This window comes from Saccharothrix saharensis (assembly GCF_006716745.1).
Taxonomy (GTDB): Bacteria; Actinomycetota; Actinomycetes; order Mycobacteriales; family Pseudonocardiaceae; genus Actinosynnema; species Actinosynnema saharense.
Genome location: NZ_VFPP01000001.1, coordinates 1,377,920 through 1,391,475 on the forward strand (window position 1 = coordinate 1,377,920; position 13,556 = coordinate 1,391,475).

Consider the following 13,556-nt stretch of genomic DNA (forward strand, 5'->3'; position numbering starts at 1 on the left):
GATGGCGTCGGCTGCCAGGGAGCCACCGGTCCGCGGGAATGGGCTCAGCCCACCTGGTCGGTGCGCCACGTGTCACCACCGTTCTCCTTTCGGCCTGACCGAGCGGGCAGCAGGCAGACGAGAGGAGATCGTCGTGCCCCTGGGCATGCCCGAACGTCCGCACCTCGACCGCTTCCGCCGGCAGGCCCGCGCCTTGCAGCGCGCCGTCCGGGCCGGTGACCCCGACGCGGTCGGGCGAGTGGCCCGCCACCTTCCCCGTGCGCTCGACCGGGTCGGCGCGTTCCCGCTCGGCACGGCGCAGTTCGTCGTCGCGCGCGAGCACGGGTTCGCCAAGTTGGCCCCGGCTCGGGCGGTACCTCGAGACCGCGGCCGAGCACTCCAGCGACACCAGGGTCGGCACGGTGCCGTCGGCCGACCCGGCGGACGAGTTCAGCCGGCTCGCCTGCCTGACCTACAGCCGCGAGGACGGACCGGAGCGGTGGGCGCGAGCACGGCGGTTGCTGGCCGAGCGTCCCGAGCTGACCTCGTCGGACATCTGGGCGGCCGCGGCGGCTGCCCGGCCGGAGGACGTCGGGCGGCTGCTGGACGGGCAGCCGGGGTTGGCGGCCGAACGAGGTGGCCCGTTCCGGTGGCGGCCGCTGTTCTACCTCGCCTACTCGCGGTTCGACCCGGCCGTGCCGGTGGAGCGGGTCCTCGCGGTCGCGCGGCGGCTGCTCGACGCCGGTGCGGACCCGAACGACGGCTACCTCTTCGACGGCCTGCCGTCGCCCTTCACGGTGCTGACCGGGGTGTTCGGGCACGGGGAGCTGGGCAGTCGCCGTCAGCCGCCGCACCCGCGGTGGCGGGCGTTGGGCCGGTTGCTGCTGGAGGCGGGCGCGGATCCGAATGACGCGCAGGCCCTGTACAACAGGATGTTCGAGCCGGACGACTCGCACTTGGAGTTGCTGTTCGACCACGGGCTCGGCACCGGGGACGGCGGCCCGTGGCGGACGCGCATCGCGGAGCTGGACTCGCCGGCGCGGTTGCTGCGCGTCCAGCTCCGCTGGGCGGTCGAGCACCACCAGGCCGCCCGCGTGCGGCTGCTGGTGGAGCACGGCGTCGACTTCCACTCCCCGTTCGAGGGGGACGGGCCCGCGTGGAGCCCCGGCGACGGCAGGACGCCGGTCGAGCTGGCCCAGCTCGGCGGTGACCGGGAGATCGCCGACCACCTCCTCGCCCGAGGTGCCACGCCGCCCGGCCCCGATCCGGTGCGCGAGCTGATCGCCGCCGCGTTCCGAGCCGACCGGTCCGCGGTCGACCGACTCCGCTCCGACCACCCCGATGTCGTGGCGCGGGCCCGCCGCGGTCGGCCCGGCCTCGTCGTGTGGGCGGCGGCTCGGGCAGGCGGCGAGGCGGTGGCGCTGCTGGTGGAACTCGGCTTCGACGTGAACGCCTACGGTCGCGGTGACGCCCCGGTCGAAGAGGCGTGGGAGACGGCGTTGCACCACAGCGCGATGGCGGGCGACGTCGAGCTCACGCGCCGGCTGCTGGACCTGGGTGCCGACCCCGACCTGCGCGACCGGCGCTTCGACGCGACCCCGCTCGACTGGGCCCGGCACTTCGACCGGGCGGCCACCGTGGACCTGCTCGAACCCCTGACCGCCTGACCGCTCTACCCGTCCCCGGTCGCAGTTGCGCGGATCAGCGGTTCGGGTGGGACGACATCGTTGTCCTGTCGCGCATGGGGCATCGGCGGAATCGCGGCAACAAGGCGAGAGCACTCGCCGTCGAACAGGAGGAAGCACAGCGGAAGGGCCGGCGGGTGGGCGATGCACGCCGTTTTCCTCGCGGTCCGGGGGTCGACGGTGCGGTTCCGTTTCGCCCCGGACGGCACGTCGTGGCGGCGGGCACCCTTGGACGAACCTCTTCCCGGGTCTTCCGGGCAACGTCTACGGCACGTACACCGGTCCGAACGCGAACGCATTCAGTTAACCGGTTGATTGATGAGCAAGTCTCACCGGATGCCGATCAAGAGGACACCACCGTCGAATCAGGTAATGAATCGGTTAAGCACCATGGTCCGCATCGCCGTTGCTAGGATCACGGCCCGCTCGAACGAGGAGGCGCACGTGTCGTCAACGGTCCGGAACGCCCTGGTCGGGCTGGCCGCCCTGCTGGCCCCGGACGTGCCGGACGTCGCCGTCCGCGTCACCGAGGCCCACGACGACCCGGACGGCTACCTGCGCACCCACGCCGACCGGCTGGACGAGCGCGGCATCGACGACCCGATCCCGGAGCTGGCGTGGATCGCGCTGGTCGACGCGCTGACCGACCACGACCTGCTCGCCGAGGTCGACTGGAAGGAAGCGGCCGACGAGATCGTCGGCCGGCTGCGCGCGTTGCGCTCCAGCCCACCCCGGGCCGATGCGTGGGCGTGGTTCGACCGGGCCGACGGCGATGTGCCCGCCTACGACTTCCTCGACCGCGCGGGCGCCGAGCTGCGGGCGACCGGCACCGCGCTCGCGGTGCTCGACATCGAGTCGGACTGCTACCCGCTCGTCCTGCTCCCCGCCGGCCGCGTGGACGCGCTGGTCGACCTCGCCGGGGCGACGCCCTTCACCGCGAGCGTCCTCGGCGCGCCCGCGACCGGCTCCTGATCACCCGGTCGCCGCGTCCCGCACCCGGCAGCAGAGTTCCTGCGTGCGCAACGCGTCGGCGTAGTCGCACACCAGGAGGCGGGGGTCCTGCTCCCGCACGGCGGCCAGGAAGCGTTCGTCGGCGATCACCAGCGGGTCGCGGCCGATCGGGGTCTCGTGGGTGCCGTCGGCGTCCTCGCGCCGAAGGACCTTGTTCGTCAGCGTCACCTTCCGCCCCTCGCAGTGGAACTCCACCTCGGCGTCCACGGTGGCGTGCAGGACGCACGTCGCGGTGAACACCCCCAGCGGGCCCGAGTCGAACGCGAGCGTGGCGGCGCTGACGACGGCCACGTCCAGGTCCGGGTGGTCGGCGAGCGGCACGTGCCGCGCGGCGGCGTGGACGACTTCCGCCTCGCCGAGCAGGAACCGGGCCAGGTCGACCAGGTGGGTGGCCTGCTCCACGACCTGTCCCCCGCTCTCCGCCTCGACCCGCCACCACGGCACGGGCGGGACGAGGCCGTGCCAGGCGGCGCGCACCAGCACCGGCGGCGTCTCGGCGAGCATCCGGCGCAGCTCCCCGATCACCTCCACGCCACGCCAGTAGTAACCCGCGCCGGCCATCACCCCCCGTTCCCGCAGCGCGGCGGCGATGCGGCGCGGCACGTCCACGTCCACGCCGATCGGCTTCTCCGCGTAGAACGGGATGCCGCCCTCGATCAGCGCCAGCTCGATCCCGCCGTGAGCACCGGGCGGTACGCACACCCAAGCCGCGTCCACGTCCTCGTTCGCCACGAGCTCGGCCGTGTCCCGGTACGCCCGACCGCCCCACCGCGCGGCGGCTCCCTCCACGCCGGACCGGCCGACGTGACCCACGACCTCCGCGCCGAGCCCGGTCAACGCCGCCGCGTGCCGCCCGGCGATGTACCCGGTGCCGATCAACGCCACCTTCACCCCGTCACCTCCACCGCCTGCCAGACCTCGATCCGGCTCCGCCAGTCCTCGGTGTGCCCCGGAGCGACCGGAGGTGGGAACGCCGACGGCACGCCCGCGGCCATCAACGCGGCCCCGGTGGTGACGAGACCGTCGCCCGAACGCCGGTAGCGCCGCTCGGGAACCAGCCCGCGCAACCGGATCCGGCGCGGCCCCTCGCCCGGCACCCCGCGCACCTGGTAGACGAACACCACGACCTCCCGCCGGTCACGGGACACGTACTGCACCGCGCACGGCTCGTCGGCGGTCGGCGGCACGAGCCAGTGCTGGTCGCCGTCCTGGACGGTCGGCCGCACGCGCTTGTACTCCGCGATCAACGCCGACGCCCGCGCCCGCTCGTCCTCGCTCCAGGACAGGATGTCACCGGAGATCCCCAGCACGCCCTGCATGGCGACGTGGAAGCGGAACTCCAGCGGGCTGGTGCGGCCGGTGGTCGGCTCCGGCGCGTCGGCGACCCAGCCGACCATCGCCCGCGGCGCGTAGGCGCGGCTGAACCCGTGCTGGATGCGCAGCCGGTCCGACGGGTCGGTGTTGTCGCTGACCTGCGCCAGGTCGGCCAGGCCGAGGATGCCGAGGTCCGCGCGACCGCCGCCGCCCGCGCAGGTCTCGATCATCAGGTCGGGGAACTCGGCGCGCAGCCTCCCGATCACCTCGTAGACGCCCCGGACGTGCCGCACCCACACCTCACGTCGTCGTTCCCGGGGCGCCTGCGGCCAGCCGACCTCGGTGTAGGGGCGGTTGTGGTCCCACTTGACGAAGTCGATCCGGTGTTCGGCCAGCAGCGCGCGCAATCGCGTGAACACGCCTTCGCGCACGTCCTCGCGGGCGAAGTTGAGCACGAGCTGGTTGCGGGACAACGTGGTCTCGCGGTCCGGCAGGTGCAGGACCCAGTCGGGGTGTGCCCGGTGCAGGTCGCTGTCGGGGTTGACCATCTCGGGTTCCAGCCAGATCCCGAACCCCATCCCGAGCCGGTGCACCTCGTCGACGAGTTCGCCGAGGCCGCGGGGGAACTTGGCCGGGTCGACCACCCAGTCGCCGAGCCCGGCGTGGTCGTCGGTCCGCGCGGCGAACCACCCGTCGTCCACGACGAACAGCTCCACGCCCAGTTCGGCGGCACGCGCGGCGAGCTCGACCTGGTGACCCACCTCCACGTCGAACGAGGTGGCCAGCCAGGTGTTGTAGTGCACCGGCGGCGGCGTGTCGCGGTGCCGCGCGGGCAGCACGCGGTCGCGTTGGTAGCGGTGCAGCAGGCGGGCCGCGCCGTCCAGCCCGTCCTCGGCGTACCCGCAGACCAGGGGCGGCGTGCGGAAGTCCTCCCCCGGCTCCAGGTGCCAGGCGGAGTCGAACGGGTTGACGCCCGCCACCACGTGCAGTGCCTCGTTGCGCTCGGTCTCCAGCACGATGGACCAGTTGCCGCTCCACGCCAGCGCGCCGAACCAGACGGGTCCGTGCTCGCCCACCCGGCCGACGGCGAACCAGGGGTTGGCCTCGTGGCTGGTGAACCCGCGCCTGCTGTCCAGCACCACCTTGCCGGGCGGCAGGTCGCGCCGGGTCAGCCGGTACTCGTCGCCCCACCGGCCGTGCAGGGTCCACGACTCGTACCGCGCCGGTGGCAGGCCGAGCACGGCGCTGGCGACGCGCTCCACCCGCAACGGCAGGACGCCCCGGTTCTCCACCTGGACGTCACGCACCACGATGCCGTGCCCGACCGACACCGCGAACCGGTGCTCGACCACGAGACCGGAAGCGGCGTCCTCGAACACGAGCCGCAGCACGTCGTCCTCGACGTGGTCTTCGCGCAACGACAACCGGGTGATCGACGAGCCGTCCTCGCGGACCACCACCAGCCCCGGTTCCTTGAACGACCGGTCGCCGTGCACCGAGTGCGCGAGCGGCACGCCGTCGAGGAAGTGCGCCTGCGAGGGCCGGTTCCACGGCGTGTGCGGCAGGTACGAGTCGCCGCCGAGCGGGCCGCCGTCGCCGCCCCAGTGGTCGAGCACCACCGCGCCACCGTCCGCCGCGGACAGCAGCATCGCGTGACCCGCGGACCGCAGCAGCCACGCCGGTCGTCCGGCACACGTGGTCCGGGTGATGACCGGGCCGTCCAACGACATCGCCCTCCTCCGGGGTGCTACCTCGCGAGCGGTTCGGGTGCGAGGCGGGCGTCGACCGCCTCGGCCGAGAACACCTGGTCGATCACCATGTGCCGGGCGCCGTGGACGCCCGCCCGGTCGCCGAGCCGGCTCTCCACCACGGCCAGGCTGCTGGTCAACGCCGACACGGTCCGCTCGTACAGCCGCTCGCGCACCCCGACGAGCAGGTGCTCGCGGGTGAGCGCGAGGTCGCCGCCGATCACCACGACGGTGGGGTTGAGCAGCGCCACCGCGGTCGCCAGCACCTCGCCGAGCAGCCGGCCCGCGTCCCGGACCAGCGCGATCGCGTCGGCGTTGCCCCCGGCGACCAGCCGCACGACGTCGCGGCTGGTCCGAGCCTCGATCCCGCGTTCGGTGAGCCGGCGGGCCAGCGCCGCGCCGCTCGCGTGCGCGGCCAGGCAGCCGGTGGCGCCGCACCGGCACCGCGCGCCGTCGACCGGTCGGGCGATGCGGATGTGGCCGATGTCCCCGCCCTGGCCGGTGGCACCGCGTTCGGGCCGGCCACCGAGGATGACGCCCGCGCCGATGCCGGTGCCGACCTTCACGAACAGCAGGTTGTCCACGCCGGGGTACCGCTCGCGCACCTCGCCGAGGCCGAGCAGGTTGGCGTCGTTGTCCACGAACGCCGGGCACCCCAGCGCGTCCGACAGCGTCTCGGCGACCGCGGTGCCGTGCCAGCCTGGCATGACCGGGGGCTGCACGGGTCGCCCGGTGCGGAAGTCGACCGGCGCGGGCAGCCCCACGCCCACCCCGGCGAGCCGGGTCCGGTCCCGGCCGGCGGCCTTGAGCAGTTCCCGGAACCGCCGCAGCACGAGTTTGAGCACCACGTCGGGGTCCTGGTCGATGGGCAGGTCCTCGGTGCGCTCGCCGAGCATCCGCCCGCCGGCGTCGGTCAGCGCGAACCGGGCGTGCGTGGCGCCGAGGTCGGCGGCGAGCACCAGCTTGTCGGTCTCCTCGAACGACAGCACCTCGGCCGGTCGCCCGGCCGTGCCGCGCCGCTGCTCGACCGCGCGGACGTACCCGGCGGAGATGAGCCGGCTGAGCCGCAGGGCCACGGTCGAGCGGGACAGCCCGGTGAGTTCCTGCAGGTCCCGCCGGGTCTTCACGCGGCCGGACCGCACCAGCGCGAGGATCTCGCCCGGTGACGCCGTGAACCCGTTGCGCGCCACCGAGGTTTCCCTTCTCGCCACCGGCGTCGGACCCGCTGCCACCACCGCGCTCAGCCCTTCTCCGCGCCGCTGGTCAGCCCTTGGGAGAGTAGTCGTTCGGTCAGGAAGAACAGCAGCACCACGGGCAGGGTGATCACGACCGAGCCGGCCATGAGCACGGTCGTGGGCACCTCGATGCTGCCGGACAGCTGGGCGAGCCCGAGCGAGACGGTCCAGCGGTCGCGGCGTTCGACCAGGAAGAGCAGGGCGAACAGGAACTCGTTCCAGGCGATCATGAACACGAAGGTGCCGGTCGCGACGACGGAGGGCAGGGCGAGCGGGAGGCTGATCCGCCGGATGACGCCGACCCGGCCCAACCCGTCCACCAGACCGGCTTCCTCGACGCTCGCCGGGATCGTCGCGAAGTAGTTCTTCAGCATGTAGATCGCCACCGGCACGGTCTGCGCGATGTAGACCAGCACCAGCCCGACCAGCGAGCCGCGCAGCTGCATCTGGGTGAGCAGGACGAACAGCGGGATGGCGAGCACGATGGCCGGGAACAGGTACACGACCAGGAACAGCGAGCTGACGTGCCGCCTGCCGAAGAAGTCCAGCCTGCTCACCGCGTACGCGCCGGGAACGGCGATCAGCAACGCCACCACCACGGACGCGGTCGCCACGACGGCGCTGTTGCCCACCAGGCCCAGGAATCCCTGGCCGCCCTCGGCGACCGGCCGCAGCACGTCGACGTACGTGTCCAGGGTGAGCCGGCTGAGGTCCACGGCCAACGAGCCCGGCCGCCGCAACAGGTCTTCGATCGGCCGCAGCGACAGCACCAGCATGGCGTAGAACGGCAGCAGCGTGGCGATCAGGAAGCCGACGATCACCACCGGCCTGAGCACCGCGAACACCGCGCGTTCCACCCGGTCCCGGCTCACGACCTCACCCCCTCGCGCCGCCGCAGCAACCACAGGTAGGCGCCCAGCAGCACGACCAGCACCGCGGCGAGCAGCACGGACTGGGCGGCCGCCGCGCCGACGTTGCGCTGCACGGTCAGCAGCTCGTACACCCGCACGCTCACCACCTCCGTGCCCGCCGCGCCGCCGGTGAGCAGGAAGACGTCGTCGAACTCGTTGAACGTCCAGATCGTGCGCAGCACCACGAGCACCGCGATCACCGGCATGAGCTGCGGCAGCACGATGTGCCGGAACCGCTGCGCGGGCGTCGCGCCGTCCACGGTCGCGGCCTCCTCCACGTCGCCCGGCAGGGCCGACAGGCGGGCGAGCAGGAACAGGAAGGCGAACGGGAAGTACCGCCAGCCCTCGAACGCGATCACGGTCAGCAGCGCGGTGGGCACCGGGACGTCGAGGCCGAACAGCGTGACCTCGCCGCGTGCCTGGGACAGGAACGCGATGGGGTCGTCCCACCCGAACAGCCGTCTCCCCCAGTCGTTGACGATGCCGAACTCCGGGTTGAGCAGCACCCGCCACACGAACGTGACCGCGACCACCGGCGCCACGTACGGGATGAGCATCGCGGCGCGCACGAACGACCGGCCCGGGAACGGCCGCCGCAGGGCGAGCGCGGCGACCAGGCCGAGCGCGATGGCGAGGACCGTCGACCCGGCCGTGTACGCGACCGTCGTGCGCAGGCTCCGCCACAGCACGTCGGAGCCGAGCACGCGGGCGAAGTTGTCCGACGTCAGCTCGTCGAACAGACCCGCGCGGCCGACGTCGATCAGCCGCACGCGCTGGAACGCGATGAGCACCGACCACGCCAGCGGAACCAGCACGACCGCGAGCACGATCACCAGCGTCGGGGTGAGCAGCAGCAACCCGGTGCGGGCGTCGTGCTGCCTCAGCGTTCGCGCCACCTACTCACCGAGTTCCCGCGCGATGGTGGCGGCCTGCTCGCTCGCCCCGCGCGCCGCGGCCTCGGGATCACCGCCGCCGTTGACCGCCTCGGCCAGCGCCTTGGGCACGACGAGCTGCCCGGCGACCGCGCCCGCGAGCTCCCCCTTGCCCTGGGCGAAGCCCCACCGGCTGAAGCTGCGCGGGCTGTCCTGCACGACCTTCAGAGTCTCGGCGTCGTAGAACTCCGACAGCGGTGCCTTGGTGTCCACGCCGACGTCGAGCGCGCGCCACGCGTCGGCGTACTCCTGCGGGTTGTCCTTGGTGCCGGAGCGCACCGGAACCTTGCCCTCCGGCGCGATGGCGAGCCAGTCCCGGTACCCGTCGGTCATCAGGTACTCGACCAGCTTCTTCGCGTCGTCCGTGGCGGAGTCCTTGAGCACGGCGAACGACGCCGTCTCGCCGAACGTGGTCGGTTCGCCGCCGTCGGGCCCGCTCAGCGCGGCGACGACGCCGGTGTTCTTCGCCAGGAACGCCGGGTCGCCCTGGCACTGCGGGCACGTCGGCAGCGCGTCGGCGCGCAGGCCGGCCAGCTCGTCGAGCAGGTAGGACGACCAGACCACCATCGCCGACCGGCCCGCGAAGTAGGTGGCCCGGGTGGTGTCGACGTCCTGGTTGCCCGCCGGGGAGTGCCGGGCGACGAGGTCGGTGTAGAACCGGAACGCGCCGACGCACTCCGGGCTGTGCAACGCCACCTGCCCGTCGTCGCCGACGAGGCGGCAGCCGTTGGCCAGCGCCAGGTGCTCGAACGTCTGGTGGGTGAACACGTCGGCGGGGGTGGTGCTCGCGGCGATGCCGGCCACGTCGCCCCCGTCGAGCCGTTCCGCGGCCTGCCGGATCGCGTCGTACGTGGTCGGGGGCCGCAACCCGGCCTGCGCGAACAGGTCCTTGCGGTAGAACAGGAGCTGGGCCCAGCCGTCGCTGGGTACGACGAGCTGCGCTCCACCCTCGCGGGTCAGCTCCAGCGACTGGGGCGCGAACGTGTCCACGCCGAGGGCGTCCACGACCTGCCGGGCCGCGTCGGTGTCGAGCAGGTCGTCGGTGCGCAACTGGCTCATGATCGGCAACGAGATGGACCCGATCACGTCGGGCAGCTCGCCGGACGCGGCGGCCGACGTGAGCACGGTCGTGAGCTGGTTCTCGGCGACCGCGACGAGCTCCGTCCCGATGCCGGTCCGCTCGGTGAACGCGGCCAGCAGGCGCTCCTGGGCACGCACGCGGTCGGCTGTGTCCTCGATGGTCCAGAAGACGAGCGGCCCGTCCGCGCCACCACCGGGATCACCGCCGCCACAGGCCGACAGGGCGAGCGCGACCGGCACGGCGGCGGCGAGCGAACGCAGTCCTCGTCGGGTCATGGTTGCTCCCTTCCGGTGGTCCGCGCGGTGCGCGCGGGCCGGGGCCGGGTGTTCGGTGGCGTCACTGAACACCCCCGTTTTGTCCCGTGACAACCGCCAATCCGGACGTCACTTCGGGCCCGCATCGGCCCGTGGCAAGGAGTTCGCCGGTGGGAGCACCGCGAGATCGGGATGCCGCATTGTCGTTTTGACCGATCACGGGATTAATGTCGACCATGCCGCAGTGGAAGATCGCCTGTCGGGAGCAGTTGCTCCCGGGCGCCTCGATCGAGCAGAAGTGGGAGTTCGCGCAGTCGGCCGGGTTCGACGGCATCGAACTGCGTGCCGGCGGCGGCGAGGCGTTCGAGGCGAGGCTCGGCGTGCTCGAGCGCGCGGCCGGACGCGGTGTCGTGCTGCCCTCCGTGTGCCTGGACGCGGTGCCGCTGGTGGGCGATCCCGAGCCGGGTGTGCGGCAGGTGGCGGCGGTCGCGGCGCTGGGCGCGAGAACCGTCGTGGTGCCGATGTCCGACCCGCGCCGGGTGCCGCGGCAACGATCGTCCACACCGGACCGCGGCACGACCGTCGACGGCCTGCGCCACCTGGCCGGGCGGGCCGCGCGGGAAGGCGTGGCGCTGTGCGTGCAGCCGGTCAACCGGTACGAGGGCCGGCCCGTGAACACGCTCGACCAAGCGGCGCGACTGTGCCGCGCGGTCGGGTCGCCGTCCGCGCGGGTGGCCGCGGCGACGTTCCACATGAACATCGAGGAGGCCGATCCCGCCGGCGCGCTGCGGGCCGCCGGGCCGTGGCTGGGTCACGTCGAGCTGGCCGACTCCACCGGGTTCGAACCCGGCGCGGGCCACCTCGACTGGCCGGCGGTGTTCGCGGCGCTCGCGACCGTCGGGTACGACGGGTGGGCGAGCGTCGCCTGCCGGCTGTCCGGGCCGGCCGGGTCGTGCCTGCCGGCGGCGGTCGGCGTGCTGCGGCGGGCCGGGTGACGCCGGTGCGCTCCGACACCGGGCCGGACCTCGCCGACCTGCGGCGCCGGGCCGCCGCGACGCTGCGGCGGAACTGGCGCGGGAAGGCCACCGTGCCCACGGCCGCGCTCTACCCGCACCAGTGGAGCTGGGACTCGGCGTTCATCGCCATCGGCCAGGCGCACCTGCACCCGCGGCGGGCGTTCGCGGAGCTGACCGCGTTGCTCGACGCGCAGTGGGGCGACGGTCGCGTGCCGCAGATCGTCTTCAACCCGGCCGTGCCCGAGGACGCCTACTTCCCCGGTCCGGCGTTCTGGCGGCCGCTGCCGCGCCGCGGCGGGCCACCACCGGGGGTGTCGACCACCGGCCTCGTCCAGCCCCCGGTGCACGCCGCCGCCGTGCTGACCATCGCCGAACGCCACCCCGGTGAGGCGACCGACGCGGCCGTCCGCCGCCTGTACCCCGAGCTGGCCCGCTTCCACGACTACCTGTTCGACCGGCGACGGGTCGCGTCCGGGCTGGTCGGCATCGTGCACCCGTGGGAGTCGGGCCTGGACAACAGCCCGGCGTGGGACGGACCGCTCGACGCGGTCGACCCCGGCCCGGCCCACGGCATCACGGGACTGCGGCGGGACCTGCGCCACGCCGACGCCGGTCACCGGCCCACCGACGCCGATTACGCGCGGTACATGGCCGTCGTCGCCGCCTACCGCGACCGGGGCTACGCCGACGACGACCTGCCGAGCCTGCCGTTCTGCGTCGTGGACCCGCTGTTCTGCGCCGTGCTGGCCTGGTCGGAGCAGGCGCTGGCGGCGCTCGCCCGCCGCGTCGGCGCGGACCCCGGGCGGCACGTCGAGCGGGCGCGCGAGTTGACCCACCAGGTGCACACCCGCCTGTTCGACCCGGCGCTGGGTTGTTACGTGGCGCTGGACGTGCGCACCGGCCGGGCCGTCGCCAAGCGCACGGTCGCGGGTCTCGCGCCGCTGCTGCTGCCCGGCGGGCACCGGCCGGTGCTGCTGGACACCCTCGCCGGGCCGTCGTTCGCGGCTCCCGGTGTGCGGGGCGTGCCCAGCTACGACCTGACCGCGGCCGACGCCGACCTGCGCCGGTACTGGCGCGGGCCGACGTGGGTGAACACCACCTGGCTGCTGTGGCGGGCGTTGCTGGCGCACGGCGAGACCGAGCACGCCGAACGGCTCGCCGCCGACGTGGTGTGCCTGGTCGCGGACGCCGGGTTCCGGGAGTACTTCCACCCGGTGACCGGTGAAGGGCTCGGCTCCGACCACTTCAGCTGGACGGCGGCGCTGCTGCTCGACGTCCTCGCGCGGGAACCGGAGGACCAGCGATGGCAGCGGTAGTGCGGCTGGACGCGCCGGGGTGCGTCACGATCACCGAGGAGCCCGACCCGCCGCTGCACGCGACCGGTGTGCGGCTGCGCACCCTGTTCTCCGGCATCTCGGCGGGCACCGAGCTGACCCAGTACCGCGGCACCAACGCGCACGTCGTCAAGACCTGGGACCCCGGCACGCGCCTGTTCACCGCCGGCCGGCCGGAGTTCGCCTACCCGGCGGTGGTCGGGTACGAGGAGGTCGGTGAGGTGGTCGAGGTCGGCGACGACGTCACCGCGGTGCGCCCCGGCCAGGTCGTGTGGGGTGTGTGGGGCCACCGCGCGACGACCGTGGTCGAGCAGGACTACGCGGCGGCGCGGGTGCTCGACCCGGCGGCGGACCCCGTGCTCGGCATCTTCAGCCACATCGGCGCGGTCGCGCTCAACGTCGTGCTGGACGCCGACCTGCACGTCGGCGAGACCGCCGTGGTGTTCGGCCTGGGTGTGCTCGGGCAGATCGTCGCCCAGCTCGCGCGGCGCAACGGCGCGCGGGTCGTCGCCGTCGACGCCCTCGCGGACCGCCTGGAGCTGGCCGGGCGGCTCGGCGCGGACGTGGCGCTGCACGCCGGTGAGGGCGGCGTCGCCGAGCGGGTCCGGCGGTTGACCGGCGGCCGGGGCGCCGATGTCGCCCTGGAGGTCAGCGGCAATCCCAAGGCGCTGCACGAGGCCGTGCGCACCGTCGCCTACAACGCGCGTGTCGTCACGGGCGGCTTCTACCAGGGCGAGGCGCGCGGGCTGTTCCTCGGCGAGGAGTTCCACCACAACCGGGTCGACCTGGTGTGCTCGCAGATCTCGGGTGTCGCGCCGCGGCACGCGCACCGCTGGGACCGCGCGCGGCTCAACGCCACCGTCATCGACCTCGCCGTGGCCGGGCACCTCCGGCTCCGGCCGCTGGTCTCGCACGTCGTGCCGTTCACCGACGCCGCCTGGGCCTACGAGCTGCTCGACACCCGCCCGGACCAGGCGTTGCAGGTCGTGCTCGGGTTCAGCGGCACGGATGGGCACGACCACCGGCACGGCGACGAGTAGCGGTCGCGGCCCCTCG

At 73.7% G+C, this 13,556-nt stretch carries 11 protein-coding genes; 5 read left to right on the forward strand and 6 right to left on the reverse strand.

The features are described 5' to 3' along the window. The first annotated feature begins 215 nt into the window (after nucleotides 1-215). A complete protein-coding gene (locus FHX81_RS05255) occupies nucleotides 216-1,646 on the forward strand; it encodes an ankyrin repeat domain-containing protein (RefSeq protein ID WP_141975573.1) in 1,431 nt (476 codons plus the stop codon). 462 nt (nucleotides 1,647-2,108) lie between these two features. Then, nucleotides 2,109-2,636 carry a DUF6630 family protein gene (locus FHX81_RS05260; RefSeq protein ID WP_141975575.1) on the forward strand — a complete coding sequence of 176 codons (528 nt, stop codon included), beginning with the start codon at nucleotides 2,109-2,111 and terminating at the stop codon, nucleotides 2,634-2,636. On the opposite strand, the gene FHX81_RS05265 is transcribed toward FHX81_RS05260, so the two are convergent. The 6 genes from FHX81_RS05265 to FHX81_RS05290 are packed head-to-tail and all read right to left on the reverse strand — an operon-like array spanning nucleotide 2,637 to nucleotide 10,171. Further along, on the reverse strand, nucleotides 2,637-3,566 hold the full coding sequence (locus FHX81_RS05265; protein WP_141975577.1) for a Gfo/Idh/MocA family protein: 930 nt from the start codon (nucleotides 3,564-3,566) through the stop codon (nucleotides 2,637-2,639). Beyond that, the gene (locus tag FHX81_RS05270; protein ID WP_141975579.1) at nucleotides 3,563-5,719 is read right to left on the reverse strand and encodes an alpha-galactosidase; all 2,157 of its coding nucleotides are present in this window, start codon (nucleotides 5,717-5,719) and stop codon (nucleotides 3,563-3,565) included. The genes FHX81_RS05265 and FHX81_RS05270 overlap by 4 nt, the downstream gene beginning before the upstream one ends. A 17-nt stretch (nucleotides 5,720-5,736) precedes the next feature. Next, nucleotides 5,737-6,927: an ROK family transcriptional regulator gene (locus FHX81_RS05275; protein WP_141975581.1), complete on the reverse strand. Its 1,191-nt coding sequence runs from the start codon at nucleotides 6,925-6,927 to the stop codon at nucleotides 5,737-5,739. 50 nt (nucleotides 6,928-6,977) lie between these two features. After that, the gene (locus tag FHX81_RS05280; RefSeq protein WP_170231943.1) at nucleotides 6,978-7,844 is read right to left on the reverse strand and encodes a carbohydrate ABC transporter permease; all 867 of its coding nucleotides are present in this window, start codon (nucleotides 7,842-7,844) and stop codon (nucleotides 6,978-6,980) included. Further along, nucleotides 7,841-8,779, reverse strand: a complete 939-nt coding sequence (locus FHX81_RS05285; protein WP_141975583.1) for a carbohydrate ABC transporter permease — start codon at nucleotides 8,777-8,779, stop codon at nucleotides 7,841-7,843. The genes FHX81_RS05280 and FHX81_RS05285 overlap by 4 nt, the downstream gene beginning before the upstream one ends. Further along, nucleotides 8,780-10,171, reverse strand: coding sequence for an ABC transporter substrate-binding protein (locus FHX81_RS05290; RefSeq protein ID WP_141975585.1), 1,392 nt, complete (start codon nucleotides 10,169-10,171; stop codon nucleotides 8,780-8,782). Between the two features lie 206 nt (nucleotides 10,172-10,377). Between FHX81_RS05290 and FHX81_RS05295 the strand changes: the two genes are divergently transcribed. The 3 genes from FHX81_RS05295 to FHX81_RS05305 are packed head-to-tail and all read left to right on the forward strand — an operon-like array spanning nucleotide 10,378 to nucleotide 13,540. Beyond that, nucleotides 10,378-11,145 carry a sugar phosphate isomerase/epimerase family protein gene (locus FHX81_RS05295; protein ID WP_211363379.1) on the forward strand — a complete coding sequence of 256 codons (768 nt, stop codon included), beginning with the start codon at nucleotides 10,378-10,380 and terminating at the stop codon, nucleotides 11,143-11,145. 5 nt (nucleotides 11,146-11,150) lie between these two features. Further along, nucleotides 11,151-12,482, forward strand: a complete 1,332-nt coding sequence (locus FHX81_RS05300; RefSeq protein WP_211363380.1) for an MGH1-like glycoside hydrolase domain-containing protein — start codon at nucleotides 11,151-11,153, stop codon at nucleotides 12,480-12,482. Beyond that, entirely contained in the window at nucleotides 12,470-13,540 is a 1,071-nt protein-coding gene (locus tag FHX81_RS05305; RefSeq protein ID WP_141975589.1) for a zinc-dependent alcohol dehydrogenase, read from the forward strand. The genes FHX81_RS05300 and FHX81_RS05305 overlap by 13 nt, the downstream gene beginning before the upstream one ends. The last annotated feature ends 16 nt before the right edge of the window (nucleotides 13,541-13,556 follow it).